Source organism: Acinetobacter sp. TG2027 (assembly GCF_000302435.1).
Classification (GTDB): domain Bacteria; phylum Pseudomonadota; class Gammaproteobacteria; order Pseudomonadales; family Moraxellaceae; genus Acinetobacter; species Acinetobacter pittii.
Window position 1 is genome coordinate 54,632 of the sequence record NZ_AMJN01000003.1, and the last position, 19,563, is coordinate 74,194.

Sequence of the window (19,563 nt, forward strand, 5' to 3'; positions counted from 1 at the left end):
ATCTGTTTTTGGAGTAAACAATATGTCTTGGCTTTCTTCATTAAAGTCCGTTTTTTCACCCGCACAAGAGGTGAAAGAAGATGAAATCCAAACCGTACTCCAAAACTATTTACTACCCCATTCAAAAGATGCTTTAAAGGAGCGCATTAGTCAGCTTCAAGTTCAAGGTCGTGTATTACAACTTACGATTCATACATTTCCTGATGAAAAAGAGCATTTGCAGCAAATCCATGATGATCTAGCTGGTGCATTAGAAAAGTGCGGTATTGAAGAACTTAATTTACATGTGGTTCAACAAAAGCGCCCTACACAAGAAAGTTCAAATTTACCTCCTGTGCTTGATGCCTCACCTAAATCAGAAGCAGATCCAAATAATCCACCGATTCAAAAAGCCGCTCCGCAACAAAGAGATGTTCCACTTCACCCTCGCATTAAGAATGTTATTTTAGTTTCATCTGGAAAGGGCGGCGTTGGTAAATCGACAACTACGGTCAATTTGGCGCTTGCCTTGCAAAAAATGGGTCTTAAGGTTGGGGTATTAGATGCTGACATCTATGGCCCAAGTATTCCCACAATGCTAGGAAACGCTGGCAAAACTCCACTTATTGAAAGTGAAAATTTTGTACCTTTAGATGCTTATGGTATGGCTGTGCTTTCTATTGGACATTTAACTGGTGATAACAACACACCTGTTGCATGGCGTGGACCAAAGGCAACAGGCGCTCTAATGCAATTGTTTAATCAAACACTTTGGCCTGATTTAGATGTACTCATGATTGATATGCCACCAGGTACTGGTGATATTCAGCTTACGCTTTCACAGCGTATTCCGGTTACAGGCTCCATCATTGTGACTACTCCGCAAAATGTTGCCTTGCTTGATGCCACCAAAGGAATTGAATTATTTAATAAAGTGGGTATTCCAGTATTAGGTGTTGTCGAAAACATGTCGACTCATATTTGTTCAAACTGTGGTCATGAAGAGCAAATTTTTGGTATCGGTGGTGGTGATAAGCTTTCCGAGCAATACCATATTCCATTGTTAGGCCGTTTGCCTCTAAATGCTCAAATACGTGAACATGCTGATCAGGGTAAACCGAGCGTTGTGGCAATGGATGATGCGGCTGATAGTTATATTGAGATTGCTAAAGCAGTCTGGCAGCAGATTGAAAAAATCCCTCAACGCACACGTGATGATAAGCGTATTTTCTAATTTATTAAAACCCGGCTTTAAGTCGGGTTTTTTTATCATCTGATTAAAATAAAAAATTAAATTACTGAATCCTAATAACAAAGCTGAACTTGAAATTGGCATGTAGATTGCTACCTTACACTTTTTAAAAAGAAAGGTTAAAAAATGCAATTTAAGTATAGTTTGGGCGTAATCAGTTTATGTAGCGCTTTATTTTTTGTTGGATGTAACGATGACAACTCATCTGCTTCACAAACCCCAACAGTTCAGGAACAAAAACAGAAGTTACAGCCGATCATTATTCAGGGTGCTTTGCCAGTAGAATCGGAAAAAATGGCTTCAAAATTAGAGAATAAGACTATTGAAGAAATTGGCGGGTGGAAATTCTGGAAGGGTACCTATAACGGTTACCCAATGATTATTTCTAAAACTCGTATGGGTATGAGTAACTCTGCTGCAGCAACTGCTCTAGCGATTGAACGCTATAAACCAATTGCGATCATTAATCAGGGAACCTCAGGTGGACATGATCCTGATTTGCACGTTTACGATATTGTTTTAGGAAAATATACAACCAATATTGGTGCATTTAGAACACCTAAACAGCCAGTGGGTGGTGGTTCAAACTCACTCACATGGGTTGAGGCTTTTGATGTGTTACCAACAGATGAATCTGACCCAGAGCCGATTGCAATACGCAAATTTGAAGGTGACCAAGAGTTGTTAATGGCGGCACATAAAGTCCGTTATGATAAAGGTGATGTGGTTGAAGGAACGATTGGTTCAGCAGATTTCTGGAATAATGAGCTAGATCGTATTCAATTTTTCCACCAGCGTTATGGTACTTCTGTTGAAGAAATGGAAGCGGCATCTGTTGCGCAAATCGCAAGTCAATTTAACGTTCCTTTCTTAGGCATTCGAATCTTATCTAATAATATTACCAATAATGGAGCTTATGACCCTGGTACAGGAGAGGCTTGCCAAGAATATGTGCTTAATGTGGCCGAAGAATATATGAAATCAAAACTGCCAAAATAATGATTTAAACTTATGCAAGAAGAGTGAAGCTTTTATAAAACCTCTTCTTGCTTCTTTTGACGATGTCTACTTTTCCAGTTTTTAACAACCATCCAGCGCCAGAAAATTTCTGTGCATATATATAAAATAACAGCAAATACAAAAGCTTCTACAACAAGTCCAGTCATCAAGATTTTCGCAAGACTAAAATCAATGTGGCCATGGCCGAAATGAGTAATCCAACGAGAAATCTGATGCAATACACCTAGCAACATTTCTTTGTTAATCATATGCACATGAAAAATATGAGCACCGAACCAAAATCCAATATATAGAATAGGAACTAATGTAAGCGGGTTACTTAACCACGCGAGCATCAAGCTAATTGGTAAATTTACTTCAAATAGCAATACAGCCATCACAATAAATACGCTGTGAAAAGGAATAGGCAGTAAACCAAAAAAAGTTCCGACAAAAACAGCTCGGGTAATTGATTTTCGATTGACATACCAAAGCACAGGATTAAGGGTCTTTTTACCAAAAATCCTTAGAAATTTCATATTTGAAACTTTCTCGGGGGAGGGAAGCCAAGATTGAAAAAAATGCTTTGCCATAATCATTAAGGGTAGTAAAGCGCGATGCTCTATATAAAAAATCAGAAACAATATATGAATTGAAACTTATTAAAAGCTTAAAATTTAAACTTACCATTGCTATATATTTTTTATTATAAAGACTTTTGATGGAAAAATAGACTTAAAATAAAAATAGTTATGTTACTTAACTCAGAATCTATTTGGAAAGTATAACAACTGACCGTAAAGTTTTCTTCTCGACTTTATGTGATAATTTTATAAATATTTGTTTTTATATACTTTATTTTTATTTTAAAAATAATTTGAAATACTTTGTCTTACAATTACCTTTTGCCTTGTGACAGGATATCTATTAATCTGAGATGACTATATTGTGAGGTCATTCAATGATTTCATGGCTTTTTATTGGCTTAGTAGCCACAATTTTACTTACTCCAGGCCCAACCAATACTCTGCTCGCTTCTTCAGGAGTACAAGTGGGTTTAAGGAAGTCAGTAAAACTTATTCCAGCAGAAGTTTTGGGTTATGTAATCTCTATTTCTGCATGGGGAATGCTGATTGGAAAAGTGTCTAGCACACTACCAATGCTGCCGCCTATTCTAAAGCTATTAAGCGCTTGCTATATTATTTTCTTAGCCATCAAGTTATGGCATACGGCAAATCAAGAAGTTGAATTAAATCAGCCAACGATTCGTGCTCGTGAGTTATTCTGCGCCACTTTATTAAACCCAAAAGCATTACTGTTTGCCTCAGCAATTTTCCCAGTAGCTGCATGGAGTAATTTTCATATTTATTTAATTCATATGATGGCTTACTTGGCACTTATTACCCCAATTGCATTGTTCTGGATTTTCTTGGGATCGGTTTTAGCTTCTAAGAAAGTAGGTTGGTTAAATCAAACTAACTTACAAAAAACCGCTTCACTTGTATTGGTCAGCTTTTCAATTCCAATTAGTTATTCTGCTTTACTGAACCTTTAAATGTACCGCTGAGCTATTCTTATTTGTTTGAGTAGCTCTGCGTTGTTTTCATAATTGGTTTTTTAAGTTAAAGTACGTCGAAATCAATGAATTTACCTTTTGGATAGAAAATACATGGCCATTAAGTCTGATCGTTGGATTCGCGAGATGAGCGAAAAACACGGCATGATTGAACCTTATGCAGAGAATCAAGTCCGTTTTGATGAAAATGGTGAAAAGTTGATTTCCTACGGGGTCTCTAGCTATGGTTATGATGTACGCTGTGCCCGTGAATTCAAGGTTTTTACAAACGTACATTCTGCAATTGTCGATCCAAAGAATTTTGATGACAAAAGTTTTATCGATATTGAGTCTGATGTTTGTATTATTCCGCCAAACTCATTTGCCCTAGCGCGTACAATTGAATATTTCCGTATTCCTCGCAATGTTTTGACTGTATGTCTAGGCAAGTCAACCTATGCTCGCTGCGGTATTATTGTAAATGTGACTCCATTAGAACCTGAATGGGAAGGTCACGTTACTTTAGAATTTTCAAATACAACAAATTTACCTGCACGTATTTATGCTGGGGAAGGCGTAGCACAAATGCTATTCTTTGAAAGTGATGAAGTATGTGAAACCTCTTATAAAGACCGTGGTGGTAAATACCAAGGTCAAACAGGTGTTACGCTTCCTAAAACTTAATCTTTCCTCGATGAAAAGATTTTAAAAATAATGGGTCACTTAGGTGGCCCAATTTTATAAATAAAATTTTTTTGAGAAGCGTTTATCGGAATTATGATAAACGACAGTTTCCTTTTGTAAAAAATGATATAAAATGATCAATAATTGATTTGTTTTTTTGTTCTGCATCACAGAATTTAAAAGCAAATGTGGTTGATTTAGGCTCTCTTTGATAATGTTTAGTTAAATATTTATCAAATGCTGATAGGCCAAATAAAAAGAAATTAAACAGGATTATGCCCCCACGGATACGGAGGTCGGCCATGCGACAGTTTACGTCTCTTCGAGTAGCACTTTTAACTCTCGGAAGCTTATGTTTTTCTTCAGCTTACGCTGCTTCTACACTAGTCCCTATGTCAGATTCGGAACTATCAGCAACTCGGGGCCAAGCCTTGATGAGTATGTCTTATATTGCACCTAATGATTCGGCAAATCTAGAAAAATTGCGTGATAGCAGTAGTAATGTAGGATTTTATAAATTAGGTTTAGAGGCCGAGTTAGAAATTAATGCCAATATTCGTAAACTGCAGTTAGGTTGTGGTGGGGTAAATGGTGCAGGCGGCTGTGATATTGATTTTGATAATGTTAGTTTAAGTGGTGTAGCAGATACACGCGAGGGCCGGGTAGCAAGCGATGCTAAACTGACAAACCCTTTTTTCGAATTGGCAATAAAGAACCCAAATAGTGCATCAACTCGTGAAGTAGCTGGTATTCGCTTGAGTGCTGAAGCAGTTGAAGGGCTTTTAACTATTGGCACAGAAAACTCAGCTACACCAAATGGTATTAATAGTTTAAGTGGTTATATGGTAGTAGCACCCCAAGTAGGTGCGGCGACTGTTGAGGCTGCACGCATCACGCAAACAGGTAGTCCTGCTTGTGGCGTATATCCATCTCCTTCGGGTTGTGGTGTTAACCAAGCAATTACAGGTAAAGCTAGAGGTGAAATTGCATTAGGAGCAGGATTTAATCTTGATTTCCAGACTAAGTCTTATGATATAACACTGTCCCCTACCCAAAAAGCACAGTTATCATTACCACAATCAATTGTATCCGGACACCGGATGAGCAGTGTAAATTTATTAGCCTCTGCTATAGTCAATGGTATTGATTTGTCGGGTACACTGGCAGCTGATGTTGATATCCTTGGGGGAATTACGTTAAATGGTAATCTTCGTGGGACCATTAATAATTTACCTGTAACAGTACCGTTGTTAGAAAATTTAGGTTATATCCATAAAATTGATTTGAGTGGTAGTCCATTATCATTATCGATGCAGGGACAAGATATACGTTGGCCTGGAACAGTATCAACAGCAATGCGTGGTTGGTGGCTAGAGTTATCAAATCCAATAGATATTGGTCGAATTGACCCGACTAATAGCGTCGTTATTAAAACAGATACTATTAGAGATGCACTTACTGAAGTGAGTAAAGAATTAACCCAGAATCCATTAAACTGTGGTTTCTTGGCTGTAAATTGTATTGGTGGTGATTTTAATGTTGGGACAAGGGATTTATCAAACGCGAGACCAGCAGTACTAGAATTACAGAATTTACAATTAGCTAATCAGTCTTTTGCTCCAAACTGCTACGGAAGTTTAAAATTCTGCTAAGTATGAATGCATAGTTTTAAATTTTACATTCATCGGAAAAGTAAGTTTTTAAGCTCTTTTTTTGCATTCGTGCAAATATTGCGCATAATGGAAGTGTGGAAGGGTTGGCAATATCTATTTGGATTTGCCTTCTAGTCTAGGGAGAAAAGGAAAAATTCACCTAGCATCAAGGATTGTTAAAGAAAAATAAATATGGTGCGCGGCATCGTATAAACAGGAAGGTCAAGATGACTACACTTAATTATACGGTAAGGTTTCAAAAAACCGTTCTGGCAAGTTTAATTGGCTTTTGTATAAGTCAGCCAAGTTTTGCTCTTGAAGAACTTTCTGATGCAGGTTTAAGTGAAACCACTGGTGAAGGTATTGCTATCTTGCCACAGAATACTTATATGGTATTTCGTGGAGCTGGAGCGAATGAAACTACAAACCAAATTTTAACTGACCGCACTAAAGATACGGGTTATATCAATTATGTACCCGTAGGTCCATTAAGTATGACTTCGGCAGACACCAATAAAAACGGTTCGGTTGATTCAGGTGACCGTGCAGTGGGTAAAGCTGATATTTATCTTTATGGCCTTGCTTTATCCAAATCTGATAATAATACTAATACACGTATAGCTTCTACTGAGGCAGCAGCAGCAATATCAAGCTGGGGTACAGCTGTTAACCCTTGGATATTTAAAGTTGCAACTGAAAATTCAGTACCGAATTTTAGTGCAAATAATTGTACAGGTGCGACTGATCCTACTTGTCAATTAACCTATCTAGCTTTGGAAGCACCTTTATATGAGATTGGAACAAAAGATACGGCTGGTATAGATGCTTATAAGTTGAAACTAGGTCTATGGTCCGATATCTTTGTTCGAAATCCGAATAAAATAAATGGAGCAGCCGATCAATTTAATTATGGCGACTCAAATGGTTTAATTGGTACAAGTACTGATGCAACTCGTGCAAACCGTCTTCGTTTACAAGGAGTGTGGAATAACTTTAGCTTAAATGGCAGCCGTTTACAGCTTTTCCAAACATTAGGCGGAGCAACATCTGCTGGTGGAATGAGCCCTTTTTATAATAATACTTTAGGGGTTGCCGGAGTTATACGTTTGAATAGCGGAGACAGCAAGGATGTTAAGGCTATTACTACAAGTTCTCTAACTGAGGGATCTACTACTACTCCGTGGACTCTTATTCATGCAGGTGCTAATTCAACATTAAGTACAAGCACAACAGGTGATTGTAATAATGGAGGAACAGGAAGTTTTGGTACCTCAGCGGGATGCCGCTATTATGTAGAAAAACGTACACGTACAGATAGTAAAACTGCCACAAAAACGTGGGATGCTTCAGGTTTATCGAATGCTGGAGTTTTACGTTTGAGTACACGTGAAACGAGCGATAGTGGAAACCTTATCACACCTGCAATTAATGGTGGCGTAGCACCCACTTTTGATGCTAACGAGGGAGTTTACCTTTATAACCCAAATATAAATCTTGTATTAGGTACTTTGTACCAGCCTTTGATTTTAGGTTCTGATGGTAAAAATTTTAGTTTAGAAATTGCCCGTATTGCGAATAAACCAGAAATTTATAAACAAATTTATACTGACTATAGCGGTGTGGATACCTCTTATAAAGGCTCAACTTGTAACGTTTATCAATGTGGTAACCAACTAACTTTAGGCGGTAAAAATTATCAAGGCTATAATGCAACACACAGTAGTATTACTATTGGTACTGCCTTTAGTGAGGATGGCGGAAAAACTCTAAGAGCTTCAACCGATGAAGGAGCAGTAGGTATTTCGTTTGGTAAGTTAAATTCAGGTACGGTTTCACGAACAACTTATTCAAATCAGATGACTGAAGTACATTATAAACAACGTGGAGTAAATACTCAGACGTGGGTTCAGTCTTATAGTTGTACTCTATTTATTTGTGGTGCTGGTACAACAGGATATTTATATCAGTGGGAATATAATAATGGCTCAACACCTTGGGCAATTTTAGCTCCAACAACAAAGCCTACTGATGCTACATGTTCTCCAACTATTGGTTGTAGTAGCACTTCTGGAACTACACCTATGTATGGTTCAATTGCAAACCGTGTTTGGGCAAACTCATCAGCTGTTTGGTTAACTGCAGCAAATAATGAAGTAAATAATTTAATTGGCGCTAATAATGGAATGACAGGTACAACTTTTCCAACATTAAATCAGGCGCCCACACCTGTTATAAATTCTAGCCCAATAAATAACCTGGGTTCTGCTGTCATTGACGGTGTTTTAATCCAGCACTTAAAACTGACAACTAAAGGTCTATAAGAGGAGGAGATTGATATGAAAAAAATAAGTACTTTGATCCTCGCTCTTTGTGCAACGGTCACTCATGCAGAGCTACAAACTTTAGATAATGAAGCATTACAGGCGATTAATGGTCAGGCGGGCGCTGATTTATCTTTAATGCTCAATTTAAACCAGACAGCTAACGGTGTATTTGACAATGGTAGTGGTGGTGTCTGTGAGAACGTAGAGTTTTGCCATATTGGCTTGGCAATTAATAAGCGTTTTGTACAAGCAGATGCGACCAAACCAAGTGGTTGGGCCGAAAATAGTGATAGTGGTAACAAACTTTGGCTGGTATTTAAAGGCGTACAAGGTACTTTAAATATTCAAAAAATGGGTTTGGATGGCGCTGATTTAAAGTATCTGGATAAAAACAATACAGAAATAATTAAGCCTGCTATTCAACTGAGTTTTAGTGCAGCACAACCAATTTTAATTCGTAACTTTGGTTTCAATGCCTTATCGATTGAGCAAGATAACTTTACCAGCTCAACAACAGCGCAAGGGTCGAGTGCAAATATGTATGATTATGCATATTTCAAAAAGCCAACTTATGCGGCCACTGCTAATAGTGCAAACCAGCAAGTTGCTACTGCAACACCATCGGCGTATGACCATGGACGAGAAACTGGTTTTATGGGCTTGATGATGAATGGGAATTTGGCTATCCAAGGAAAAGTCATGGTCTTTAGCTGTGATGGCAGCCATCCTCGTTGTTAAGGGTTAATGTAGATTTCAAAGGAACTGAAGTGATGAAAAAAAATAAAGAAAATCACAGCTCAAAGTTTATTTTAAACGCATTAACAACCAGCATGTTGTTAGTGAGCGGGCATGCTTTTGCTTTAGAAGCTTTAACAGATGCTGACATGAGTGCTGTTAATGGGCAAGATGGGATTTCGATTCAAACGACGTTTAATGAAATCAATATTGATAATGCTTACTGGGATGATCATGCAGGTACACCTGGTAGTGCAGATCAGGTCTTAAGAGCTCAAGCGAGCGGGATAAAAGTTCAAAAAAGTAATGCATCTAGTCAGCCTTTAAGTACAAATTACCGTTTAGATGTAGGGAGTAACCCAACTACGGGTAAAACTGGACTCGACTTTTCTATGCAAAGCAGTCCATCACTTATTACCGTAAATAGCGTTAAAGTTTGTAATAGTTCAACTACATGCTCGCCAACTTTAGGGCAGTTAGCTATTCAAACGACTTCTCCTCTAAATTTGGCACTTACAACCCAAGATGGTCTATTTAATGCAAATAGTCAGTCGAGCATGACGCTTGGTATTAATAATGCCAATATTTATTTAGGGCAATTAGATGCTCGTAGTCAGCTAAATCAGTTAATTTTAAGAAATTTTAACTTTAATTTTGTCGGTAAAGGAGCCATGCTGATTGACCCAACTCGTGGCCTAGTTTTACAGACGAATACTGGAACTAACGTAGCTAGTGTAGGGCAAACCCCAAATAGTACCTATGGTTATGTTGATTTTAATCGTGTAGCAGATTCAGCTTCTGGTCTAACAGCAGGCACATATGTAGACAGTAGTGGAAAAGTAACTAATTCAGGCCTGAATATTGAGGTCATGTTAAGTTCTAATGTCGATAAAACTAACCCTTATGCTTTAGATGCAACCAATAGTCCCCAAAATGCGAAAGGTTTGATTCGTTTAGGTGCTAGTGGACGTATGGTAAATAGTTATTTACAAGTCCGTGGCATGGATGGTACGGCAGATACAACAATATTAGGTACAGCAAATACCGCTACAGGTACGGGCTCAAGTAATAGTATTTTAGGTAATTCTGGGATTGCCTTTCGTATGAAAGGTGAATTCACTAAAGACAATGACTCAATGCTAGGCTCAGATGGCAAAGCAACCACTTTAGAAATTGGTGGAGCAGGTCTGAATGTGTATGGTTTCGAATTTGGTAATTTAACAGGCCTTAACTCAGCTACGCGTGGTTATTTTGACAGCGGAAATATTTATTTAAATCTTGCTGATACAAAAACATTATTAATGCCAAACAACGCGACTTTAAATGCAATTCGTTTAGGGTCGGGTACTTTAACAACAGCTGCTGATTATCAACATAATATTCATCGTGATACGGTCACTAATCCGTTTAGCTTAATTCTTGCGATGCGTGGAGCAGAGTTTCAAGCATTTTCAAGACGCGGTCGTTTTACGACAAGTGCGAATGTTGCTGCTGCCAATCAGTTTGCAGACAATGGTGCGAATAACCAGTGGGGCTTAGCATTACCTTTTTATAACTTAAATGCTAACGCTGCTGTATATGGTTTAGATGCACCAGCAAATAGTGCTTATTACTATACAAAAGATGCAAATGGTAAGCCTATTCGAAATGCTGTAGCTGCATCTGGAACGACTTCGCGTTTAGGTTTTGGTATTGCTGCTGGAACTACGGGACGTGATGCGACTGGAACTAAAACAACCTCAATTTTATTAATTGATGGTTCTCCAAATGCTAATAATGGTGGTAGTCCTACTGATTATTACATGGGCTTACGTAATATCGATATGTTCCTCAAAGGCAATGGAAGTATTGGTTTAGAAAATGGCAGTCTTAATATTAGTTTAAAAGAGATGCTACTTGCTTTATCAACAGAAATTGCAGCTGGTTATTTACCAGGGGCTAAATATAAAACTTGTCCAGCGACGGGTTCATGTACTTCACCTATTGATAATTTTGCCAAAAATAATGATGTCTTATTTGGTCTAAAACTCCGTTTAGGTGGCGATCTTAACTTATCAATTGTGCCAAATAGTTCAATTGCAGATGGTAGTGCCTTAACTGTACTCGGCGATTTCACAGTGCCTGCGACAGCAACTGGAAATACGGTTCAAATTAGTGATCCGATTGATGGTTCTGCAATTGGTTTTGACAATATTACAGGAAAGCTAGCGTTTAATACCGCTTTGGTTGTGGGTAAAGATACAACAAGTGGTTTAGGTAAAGTTGGGGTAAATACAGCGGTTTATTTCAACCCTGATAAGAGTATTGACGGCGCGTTACGTGTTAAAGATATTAATTTCTATCCGCCTTCAACAGGAGCTGGAGCACGTTTAGGTGAGCTTGCAATTACGGGTGGACGTTTAAATAGTAGCTTTAGTATTGTGCCTAGAAATGGGGCCTTTAACTAATAAATAAAAGTGACGATTATCGTCACTTTTTTATATAAATTTTATTTTAGTGTGATTGGATTTGCATTCGTCGGGTTATAGAGATAATTGCTTTGTACTTGAATATTATTCTGATAGTCTGAACAAATAATAAGCGTTTGTCTCTTAAGGATTAGAGCGACATGAAGAATAAAAATATAGGGTTTTGGCTGCTACTTGCCAGTAGTTCAAGTGTTTTTGCAATGCAACCTTTGGATGATCAAAGCCTTGCAGCAGCGACGGGTCAAAATGGTTTAACTTTAGGAATTCAGGCCGATAAAGTTAAATTTAATCAAGTCGCACTTATTGATACTAACGGTATTGCTTCAACTTCTTATAACAGTAAAGCTGGTTTTGTCATTGCTGGAAACTCTACTAACCCAGTTCCTGGTATAGAGTTTATTAAAGCTGCTGTATCGGGTAATCCTTCTTTTAATATTGCAATGGATACCGATGCTGGGGGGGGAAATCCTTTTTTAAATTTAGCTATATCTATGGGGAATGATGTAAACGGAATTCGACTTCTACCTTTTTCAGTTTATTTAGCCCCAAGTACATCTTTATCTAGTCCATCCGATTACGCATTAACAAGTTATGCACCCAAATCAATTTTTAGTTCGGGAACGACAGTAAATACGGGTGTAAAAGAAATCATTCGCTCTACTGGAAATCTAGATATTAACTTTGTACAAACCAATAAACCTCGTTTAAATATTCAACTGGGTCATGCTGCCCAATCCGTTATGGTTAAATTTGGTGGAGCAATTCAGTCTATTTGTTCTGCTGCTACGGGTTGTCCAATTACTTTAGTGTCCGATAATACAGGTGCTACATTTGGGTTTAAGTTTGCAGGAACAAATACCTCAACTGGTTTTGTGTTAGATGGTTTTTATGCAGGTGTTGAACCAACTGGATTAACTTTTGGGAATACAGGCGCATCTAGTAAATTTGATGCTTCACTTAATAATGTCACTTTAGGAAATATGGCTACTCAAAATACAACAACGTTTGATAATTTACCTAATGGTTCTATGGGGAGTTTTGGTGTCACTGGCGTTTCTGTAACTGACTTTAAAATGAAAGTAAGCGGCTTTTAAAAAAGAATAATAGCTTAACCTGAAATACGAAAGAGGGCAGTTGTGAAAACAATTGCCCTCTTTTTCTAAAAGGTTATGCCGAGTTAAATAGTATCTGATCTGGTGTGTTCTAATTGTTGAACAATTTCATCTAAAGCTTTAATACGTTTCACTTGGTCCCATAATTCTTTCGCTTGAGGATAGGCTTTGGTCATCATGCCTAACCACTGCTTATAACGACCAACCATCCCAATTTCTGTTTTTGCTTGACCGTTTAGAAAGCGAATTTGTAAATCAACAAGTTGTTCCCAACTAAATAACGCTTCATCCATATTTTGGCGAATGCATTGGGTTAAATCTGGAGTCGTTACCGCACCACGGCCAATCATTAAATCTTCACAGCCAGATTGTTGCTGACAGGCTCTAGCATCAGCATTGGTCCAGATTTCACCGTTAGCAATGACATTAATTTTTAAAGCTTCTTTAATAGGTAGAATTTTTTCCCAATAAGCTGGTGGTGTATAGCCATCTGCTTTAGTTCGAGCGTGTACAGTTAACCAGCTTGCACCTGCATCTTCGACAGCGTGGGCATTTTCCATTGTATGGTTTTCATCGAGGTAACCTAAACGCATTTTTGCTGAAACAGGAATATGAGCAGGTACAGCATCTCTCACTGCTTTAATCAGCAGATGTACCACGTCTGGTTCATCAAGAAGGACTGAACCACCACGATGTCGATTAACGGTTTTTGCAGGGCAACCAAAATTAAGGTCGATTGCAGGTGCACCCAATTCAACAACTTTTGCTGCATTTGCTGCCAGCATATCTGGGTTATTACCTAGGAATTGAACATGAACAGGTGTACCGGCTGCCGTTTTACCGTCATTTTTTAGTTCAGGACAAAAACTATAATAGATGTGGTCTGGCAAAATACTGTCTGTAACGCGAATAAACTCGGTCACACACCAGTCGAAATCACTAACAGATGTGAGTGTATCCCGCATGATCGGGTCAGTTAAACCTTCCATTGGAGCGAGTATGAGTTTCACAGTCTGTGTCACCTGAGTAAAACGAAAACAGCGTTATACGGGATATGCATAACGCTGTCTAGTATCGATTAAATTTTAATTTCTCTAGCGCCCTAAGATCATCTCAAGCACAAATTTACTGCCGATAAATCCAATCGCTAAAAGTACAAAACCCATTAAGGTAAAACGAATTGCTTTTTGACCTCTCCAGCCAAGTTTGTAATGGCCGATCAGTAATGAGCCATAGATAAACCAAGAAATAATACTAAATACGGTTTTATGAGCGAGATGCTGAGCAAAGAAGCTATCAATTGTTAAAAAACCAAATGTAAGCGCAATTGTTAATAAAATGAAACCTGTAATGATTAGGTCAAATAATAAAGATTCCATCGCCTGAATTGGCGGGAGTAAGTTGACCCAGAAACGTTTTTTTTGTTTCTTTTTGAGTTCACGGTTTTGGAACCACATTAAGATCGCATGTATGGTTGCCATCAGTAAAACTGCATAGGCAGAAAGCGAAAGAATGATATGAGTATCAAGTCCTAACGAATGCTGTTCAATAAATTGATCTGGTCGACTAAAGGCAAACCCTAAAATAAGACCAATAGCTGCGACAGGAATGCCTAACAAATTTAATGGCAGAATAGGGCGGAAAGTACTAAAAATTAAGCTTAACAATAACATAAGCCCTGATGTAAAAGACATCAGGTTAAATACATCGTAGTTAATTCCTGCTGGTGTAAGCATGGCATCGCATAAAACTGTGCCGTGCAGTACTAATGCCAAGATAGTAACAAAAGCAAATAACCATGAGTTTGGTTCACGTTTTGACATTAAACGAATAAACAGATACCAGAAAGAAGTGGTATATGCGATGAGTGCCAAAATTGTATAAACCAAGGGGAGGCTAATCATGTCAAACCTTTTTCAGGATTAATTCATCTATATAAGATATAAATTCGCTGCGAACTAAAGTATCCTATAGCATTCTATGCATAAATTTTCTATTTCGAGAAAGATTTTTTTGCAACTAGCCATTTTAAGCGGATTTTGCAATGTTTGATACCTTAACAGAACGACTCACACAGAGTTTAAGAAATGTTACTGGCTCAGGGCAGCTGACCGAAGACAATATTAAAGATACCTTACGTGAAGTACGTATGGCACTTCTTGAAGCCGATGTCGCGTTACCTGTAACTCGTGAATTTATCGCGAAAGTTAAGGAAGAGGCATTGGGCCAAGAAGTGATGACTCAGTTATCACCAGGCCAGGCATTTGTAAAAATTGTCTATGACGAACTCACCAAGATGATGGGTGAGGCGAATGAAACACTTGATTTAAGTGCGAAACCTCCTGTTGTAGTATTACTTGCTGGTTTACAAGGTGCAGGTAAAACCACAACTGCTGCCAAGCTGGCACGTTTCTTAAAAGAACGTCAAAAGAAAAAAGTAATGACTGTCTCTGCCGACGTTTACCGTCCGGCAGCGATTAAACAGTTAGAAACTGTTTCAAATGAAGTTGGTGCAGGCTTTATTCCTTCAGATCCTTCTGAAAAGCCAATTGATATTGTTAATCGTGCAATTGAACAGGCAAAAATCCAGTTTGCTGATGTATTGATTGTCGATACGGCAGGCCGTCTACATGTCGATGCAGACATGATGGACGAAATTAAAGAATTACATGCAGCAGTTAAGCCGACTGAAACTTTGTTTGTAGTTGATGCCATGACAGGTCAGGATGCTGCAAATACAGCAAAAGCATTTAATGATGCTTTAGCACTGACAGGTGTGATTCTTACTAAAACTGATGGTGATGCACGTGGTGGTGCTGCGCTTTCTGTGCGTGCTATTACAGGTAAGCCAATCAAGTTCTTGGGTATGGGTGAGAAGCTTGATGCTTTAGAACCATTCCATCCGGACCGTGTTGCTCAACGTATTTTAGGCATGGGTGACGTACTTTCTTTAGTCGAAGAAGTTGAACGTAAAATCGACAAAGAAAAAGCCGAAAAAATGGCGAAAAAATTGCAAAAAGGCGGTAGCTTCAACTTTGAAGATATGCTGATGCAATTTGAGCAAATGAAAAAAATGGGCGGCATGATGGGCTTCTTAGACAAGTTGCCTGGCATGAGCGGTGCAGGAATTCAGCAAGCAATTGAGCAAGCGAACCCTGAAAAACAAGTCAAGAAGATGGAAGCGATTATCCAGTCAATGACTGTTAAAGAGCGCCGTAATCCGGACTTAATGAACCCAAGTCGTAAAAAACGTATTGCGGCAGGTTGTGGTATGGATGTTGCTGAAGTGAACAAACTCATTAAGCAACAAGCGCAAATGGCTAAAATGATGAAGAAATTTGCGAATCCATCTGGTATGAGCAAAATGATGCGTTCATTAGGCAATATGCAAAAGCAATTTGGCGGCGGCGGTGGCGGAATGGGACCACTGTTTGGTAACAATGACCAAAAGAAATAAATCCATAAAATAAAAGGCGCATATAGCGCCTTTTATTTTGTTCTGTATTTTAATCTTTAGGGTAATGAGCAATATATTGCTGTAACCCTTTGAGTAAAAGATCGGTTTCTACCACAGGCTTATATTTTTGTAAGAACTTGGCAAATAGTGTTGCATCGCCACCAGTCAGCAACAGCTTTTTAGGAGATTGCTGCATAATATTTTCAATGGTACTAATCAGGCCTAATAAAATACCGTGATGTACTGCATCTACAGTGTTATTGCCCGGATTTAGGTTATCAAAAGCTGAGTCTGGAATTTTAATACCCTTGGTATTTTGAATAAGAGCATCTCGCTGCAAATACAAATTAGGCAGGATGTAACCTCCTAAATGCTGTTTACCTTGAGTTAAGTCAATTGTGAGCGCTGTTCCGCAACCAATAATGCAATAGTTTTCATCTGTCTGAGCTACAGCGAGTACTTGTAACCAACGGTCAATCCCGAGCTGACTCGGAACTTCATAACCACACTGTAAGCCTGCATATTCAGAATGAACTTTGGCAAAAACTACTGGAATTTCAAGCCATTTTAAAATCTGCTGAATACGTTGGTTATTTTCGGTATCGAGTACCGAAGAAATCCCGATTCGATGCAGGCCTTGATGCTTAAAGTGTTGAATTAAACCCAGTAATAAATCGGCAGGAGACTGTAAATGTAGCTCAGCTGCATGTTCAATAATTTGCTGATTTTCAGTAATCCAGTATTTTAAACGGGTGTTTCCGATATCAAGCCATAAACTTTTCATGGGGGAAATACCTGATTACTGAGTTGTTTGTGGTCTTAGGCGACCTTGATAAAACTGCTGTGGTTCAGGAGTTTCAAGAATTACTGCACCTTCATTGGATATTCCAACAAAACGACCATGCACCAGTCCCTGACTATGTTCGAACTGCACCAACTGATTAAGCCATGCAGCGTGGTGGTTAAAACGTCCAGCCAAGTTGTAGCAACCATGATCAAACCAGTGAGCAGCATTTTGAATTGCAACATAAAGCTCTGAAATTAACTCAAGACGACCCATTTGCTCTAGACCTAAATCCTCTAAAGAGGTAATCGGCTGATCACTATCAGTCACTGGTGGTGTTTTTAAATTAATCCCTACACCTACAATAGCCTGATGTTGAGACAGTGGTTCGACTAAAATTCCACCCCATTTACCCTGAGCACTATATAAATCGTTTGGCCATTTCACTTGCAAATTCAGAGCTTGTAATTGGGGAATTTGTAAAATATTCAGAGCAACTTCAAGTGCTAAGCGACCATCTAAGGGTGTTCGAGTTTGCACCAATGTGCTTAAATAAATGTTTCCTTCAGGTGAAATCCATTGCCGTTGATGTTGACCTCGCCCTTGAGTTTGTTGAGCACTGCAAACCAAGCCCGTTGTAATGCCTTTTTGGGCAATTTCACGAATATCATCATTGGTCGAAGTTGTGGTTGCTTTTAATAAAACCACTTCTGGAAGCTGGTTTTTTGCGCTTAAAAGTTGTTGTAGATGGCGAGTCTCTAAATCCATGTTGAATATGAGCAGAGTGGTAAAACATTTATGGAGTTAATCATATATTTACTCATTGGCGCAATTGCTGGTTTTACTGCCGGATTGTTTGGAGTCGGTGGTGGACTAATTATTGTACCAATCCTCTATGTCGTTTTTACCCAATTGCACTACGATCCCGCGGTAATCATGCATATTGCAGTCGGAACATCGCTTGCAACCATTATTGTGACATCTTTTAGTTCTGTTTCAGCTCATCATAAAAAGGGTGCAGTACTTTGGCCTGTTTTTCGTAATTTAGCGCCTGGACTGGTGTTGGGCTCATTTTTAGGGGCGGGTATTGCTGACCTGATGTCTGGTCAGCATTTGCAACTTCTTATTGGTATTTTTGCGGTTGTGATGGCCTATCGGATGTTTAAAGGAGCACATGTAGTTGTTGATCCAAATCGTCAGCTCCCTTCAACACCTATGCAATTCATGGCGGGTGGAGGGATTGGTATTGCCTCTGCAATTTTTGGAATTGGGGGAGGAAGTTTAACCGTTCCATATTTAAACCGTCATGGCGTGGTCATGCAAAAAGCAGTCGCGACTTCTGCCGCTTGCGGTTTACCAATTGCAGTTGCTGGAGCGATTGGCTTTATGTGGTTTGGTGCAAAAGAACAAATCTCAGTGCCTAACACGATTGGTTACGTACATATCTATGCGTTTATTGGTATTAGTGTCATGAGTTTTGTCACAGCGAAGTTTGGAGCAAAGGTTGCTCATGCGTTGTCGCCGCAGATGTTAAAAAAATGTTTTGCTTGCCTCTTAGTGGTGGTAGGTAGTTATTTTATTTATAAAGGCATTATGCACTAGAGACTAAAATTTTAAATTTATAAGACTAGAGTTAAAAGCTTGAATTTTTAGGAGTTCGAGCTTTTTTTATTTATAAAATATAAGAGCGCTCCAAGCTTTTATTCATCTGATTTTGGTGTTGTTTTTAGATGAGTTGGCTTAAAATGCAATAAAATTGTCAGACAATGACATAGTTTTTAATCGATGGGATCAGTTAAAAACAAGGATGCGAAAGAAAAGCATGGATTAATGCATATAAAAAGTAGCGGGTGATTTATGAATCTCGAAGACACAGAAAGTCTTTCTGAGCAAATTGTCAAATATATTAGCGAACAGATCATTAGTGGCGAGCTAGTAGAAGGCGAACGTATTCAAGAACTACGTATTGCCAAAGAACTTGACGTTAGCCGAGGATCAGTTCGTGAAGCATTGTTATTATTAGAGCGTACTCATTTAATTGAGATTTTTCCACGCCGTGGGGCAATTGTTTCAGAAATGTCTGCACAACAAGTTAAAGCGTTGTTTGATACAAATATGATGTTATTGGGGCATATTGTACAACGCATGAGCGAAACATGGCGTGCGCATGAAGCAGATCAATTACAGTTGCTATTAGAGCAACTTCTTGAGCATGTCAAAGCAGGTGATATCGAAAAATTTTATGATGGAGTCTTCCAATATTTAGCTGAACAGCAAGATATGGTGGGGAATCCTTATCTAATGAAATTTTATAAAGAGTTATTACCTTCATTACGTCGTAGTTATTTTTTGACCTTAAATACCTCTAAGCGGGAACTACAAGAAGCATTTGCATTATTTAAACTCGTGACTGATGCAATTTTAATCCGAAAATCACAACAAGCTGCTTTATTTATGGAAGATTTTTGTCGACACTTACGTAACCTTGTGTTGGAATCGCTGACACGAATGAAACAGATTGAATTGGCTTGGGCAAGACGCTCACGCCGCTAGTTAGGGCAT

At 38.6% G+C, this 19,563-nt stretch carries 17 protein-coding genes; 12 read left to right on the forward strand and 5 right to left on the reverse strand.

What is annotated here, in order from left to right; translation table 11 throughout:
• Positions 1 to 22: 22 nt before the first annotated feature.
• Entirely contained in the window at positions 23 to 1,213 is a 1,191-nt protein-coding gene (gene apbC / locus B806_RS0101440; protein ID WP_017387214.1) for an iron-sulfur cluster carrier protein ApbC, read from the forward strand.
• Between the two features lie 144 nt (positions 1,214 to 1,357).
• Positions 1,358 to 2,230: a 5'-methylthioadenosine/S-adenosylhomocysteine nucleosidase gene (locus tag B806_RS0101445; protein ID WP_017402522.1), complete on the forward strand. Its 873-nt coding sequence runs from the start codon at positions 1,358 to 1,360 to the stop codon at positions 2,228 to 2,230.
• Positions 2,231 to 2,262: 32 nt separating this feature from the next.
• On the opposite strand, the gene B806_RS0101450 is transcribed toward B806_RS0101445, so the two are convergent.
• Positions 2,263 to 2,829, reverse strand: coding sequence for a DUF2062 domain-containing protein (locus B806_RS0101450; protein ID WP_017401861.1), 567 nt, complete (start codon positions 2,827 to 2,829; stop codon positions 2,263 to 2,265).
• A 362-nt stretch (positions 2,830 to 3,191) separates the two neighbouring features.
• On the opposite strand from B806_RS0101450, the gene B806_RS0101455 reads away from it, so the two are divergent.
• The 7 genes from B806_RS0101455 (at position 3,192) to B806_RS0101490 (ending at position 12,742) form a co-directional block, all read left to right on the forward strand.
• Entirely contained in the window at positions 3,192 to 3,785 is a 594-nt protein-coding gene (locus B806_RS0101455; protein ID WP_005071033.1) for a LysE family transporter, read from the forward strand.
• Positions 3,786 to 3,899: 114 nt separating this feature from the next.
• Entirely contained in the window at positions 3,900 to 4,469 is a 570-nt protein-coding gene (gene dcd, locus B806_RS0101460) for a dCTP deaminase (protein WP_003653416.1), read from the forward strand.
• Positions 4,470 to 4,771: 302 nt separating this feature from the next.
• A complete protein-coding gene (locus tag B806_RS0101470) occupies positions 4,772 to 6,121 on the forward strand; it encodes a hypothetical protein (protein ID WP_017387217.1) in 1,350 nt (449 codons plus the stop codon).
• A gap of 227 nt (positions 6,122 to 6,348) precedes the next feature.
• Positions 6,349 to 8,442: a hypothetical protein gene (locus tag B806_RS0101475; RefSeq protein ID WP_017387218.1), complete on the forward strand. Its 2,094-nt coding sequence runs from the start codon at positions 6,349 to 6,351 to the stop codon at positions 8,440 to 8,442.
• A 15-nt stretch (positions 8,443 to 8,457) separates the two neighbouring features.
• Entirely contained in the window at positions 8,458 to 9,183 is a 726-nt protein-coding gene (locus B806_RS0101480; RefSeq protein WP_017387219.1) for a DUF6160 family protein, read from the forward strand.
• Positions 9,184 to 9,215: 32 nt separating this feature from the next.
• Positions 9,216 to 11,627 carry a DUF6160 family protein gene (locus B806_RS0101485; protein WP_017387220.1) on the forward strand — a complete coding sequence of 804 codons (2,412 nt, stop codon included), beginning with the start codon at positions 9,216 to 9,218 and terminating at the stop codon, positions 11,625 to 11,627.
• 161 nt (positions 11,628 to 11,788) lie between these two features.
• On the forward strand, positions 11,789 to 12,742 hold the full coding sequence (locus tag B806_RS0101490; protein ID WP_017387221.1) for a DUF6160 family protein: 954 nt from the start codon (positions 11,789 to 11,791) through the stop codon (positions 12,740 to 12,742).
• Between the two features lie 83 nt (positions 12,743 to 12,825).
• Here the strand turns inward: B806_RS0101490 and B806_RS0101495 are convergent, their stop codons facing one another.
• Entirely contained in the window at positions 12,826 to 13,770 is a 945-nt protein-coding gene (locus B806_RS0101495) for a tRNA-dihydrouridine synthase (protein ID WP_025466051.1), read from the reverse strand.
• Positions 13,771 to 13,854: 84 nt separating this feature from the next.
• Positions 13,855 to 14,664, reverse strand: coding sequence for a cytochrome c biogenesis protein CcsA (gene ccsA / locus B806_RS0101500; RefSeq protein WP_002120294.1), 810 nt, complete (start codon positions 14,662 to 14,664; stop codon positions 13,855 to 13,857).
• A gap of 140 nt (positions 14,665 to 14,804) precedes the next feature.
• Between ccsA and ffh the strand changes: the two genes are divergently transcribed.
• Entirely contained in the window at positions 14,805 to 16,217 is a 1,413-nt protein-coding gene (ffh, locus tag B806_RS0101505) for a signal recognition particle protein (RefSeq protein WP_002120334.1), read from the forward strand.
• 49 nt (positions 16,218 to 16,266) lie between these two features.
• Here ffh and B806_RS0101510 read toward each other — a convergent pair whose 3' ends face one another.
• Both B806_RS0101510 and B806_RS0101515 read right to left on the reverse strand, forming a co-directional pair.
• A complete protein-coding gene (locus B806_RS0101510) occupies positions 16,267 to 17,001 on the reverse strand; it encodes a pantothenate kinase (RefSeq protein ID WP_017387223.1) in 735 nt (244 codons plus the stop codon).
• Between the two features lie 15 nt (positions 17,002 to 17,016).
• Entirely contained in the window at positions 17,017 to 17,769 is a 753-nt protein-coding gene (locus B806_RS0101515; RefSeq protein ID WP_017387224.1) for a biotin--[acetyl-CoA-carboxylase] ligase, read from the reverse strand.
• A gap of 30 nt (positions 17,770 to 17,799) precedes the next feature.
• Here B806_RS0101515 and B806_RS0101520 point away from each other — a divergent pair, with 30 nt between their 5' ends.
• Both B806_RS0101520 and B806_RS0101525 read left to right on the forward strand, forming a co-directional pair.
• Positions 17,800 to 18,603, forward strand: coding sequence for a sulfite exporter TauE/SafE family protein (locus tag B806_RS0101520; protein WP_017387225.1), 804 nt, complete (start codon positions 17,800 to 17,802; stop codon positions 18,601 to 18,603).
• A gap of 255 nt (positions 18,604 to 18,858) precedes the next feature.
• Complete coding sequence (locus tag B806_RS0101525) at positions 18,859 to 19,554, forward strand: GntR family transcriptional regulator (RefSeq protein WP_002120391.1); 696 nt, start codon at positions 18,859 to 18,861, stop codon at positions 19,552 to 19,554.
• Positions 19,555 to 19,563 lie beyond the last annotated feature (9 nt).

Bases quoted from the DNA above. Each gene is read 5' to 3' on its own strand.
- B806_RS0101490 (WP_017387221.1), top strand. From the start codon at position 11,789: ATGAAGAATAAAAATATAGGGTTTTGGCTGCTACTTGCCAGTAGTTCA.
- B806_RS0101475 (WP_017387218.1), top strand. From the start codon at position 6,349: ATGACTACACTTAATTATACGGTAAGGTTTCAAAAAACCGTTCTGGCA.
- ccsA (WP_002120294.1), bottom strand. From the start codon at position 14,664: ATGATTAGCCTCCCCTTGGTTTATACAATTTTGGCACTCATCGCATAT.
- B806_RS0101450 (WP_017401861.1), bottom strand. From the start codon at position 2,829: ATGATTATGGCAAAGCATTTTTTTCAATCTTGGCTTCCCTCCCCCGAG.
- B806_RS0101470 (WP_017387217.1), top strand. From the start codon at position 4,772: ATGCGACAGTTTACGTCTCTTCGAGTAGCACTTTTAACTCTCGGAAGC.
- dcd (WP_003653416.1), top strand. From the start codon at position 3,900: ATGGCCATTAAGTCTGATCGTTGGATTCGCGAGATGAGCGAAAAACAC.
- B806_RS0101515 (WP_017387224.1), bottom strand. From the start codon at position 17,769: ATGGATTTAGAGACTCGCCATCTACAACAACTTTTAAGCGCAAAAAAC.
- B806_RS0101520 (WP_017387225.1), top strand. From the start codon at position 17,800: ATGGAGTTAATCATATATTTACTCATTGGCGCAATTGCTGGTTTTACT.
- B806_RS0101485 (WP_017387220.1), top strand. From the start codon at position 9,216: ATGAAAAAAAATAAAGAAAATCACAGCTCAAAGTTTATTTTAAACGCA.
- apbC (WP_017387214.1), top strand. From the start codon at position 23: ATGTCTTGGCTTTCTTCATTAAAGTCCGTTTTTTCACCCGCACAAGAG.
- B806_RS0101525 (WP_002120391.1), top strand. From the start codon at position 18,859: ATGAATCTCGAAGACACAGAAAGTCTTTCTGAGCAAATTGTCAAATAT.
- ffh (WP_002120334.1), top strand. From the start codon at position 14,805: ATGTTTGATACCTTAACAGAACGACTCACACAGAGTTTAAGAAATGTT.
- B806_RS0101445 (WP_017402522.1), top strand. From the start codon at position 1,358: ATGCAATTTAAGTATAGTTTGGGCGTAATCAGTTTATGTAGCGCTTTA.
- B806_RS0101510 (WP_017387223.1), bottom strand. From the start codon at position 17,001: ATGAAAAGTTTATGGCTTGATATCGGAAACACCCGTTTAAAATACTGG.
- B806_RS0101455 (WP_005071033.1), top strand. From the start codon at position 3,192: ATGATTTCATGGCTTTTTATTGGCTTAGTAGCCACAATTTTACTTACT.
- B806_RS0101480 (WP_017387219.1), top strand. From the start codon at position 8,458: ATGAAAAAAATAAGTACTTTGATCCTCGCTCTTTGTGCAACGGTCACT.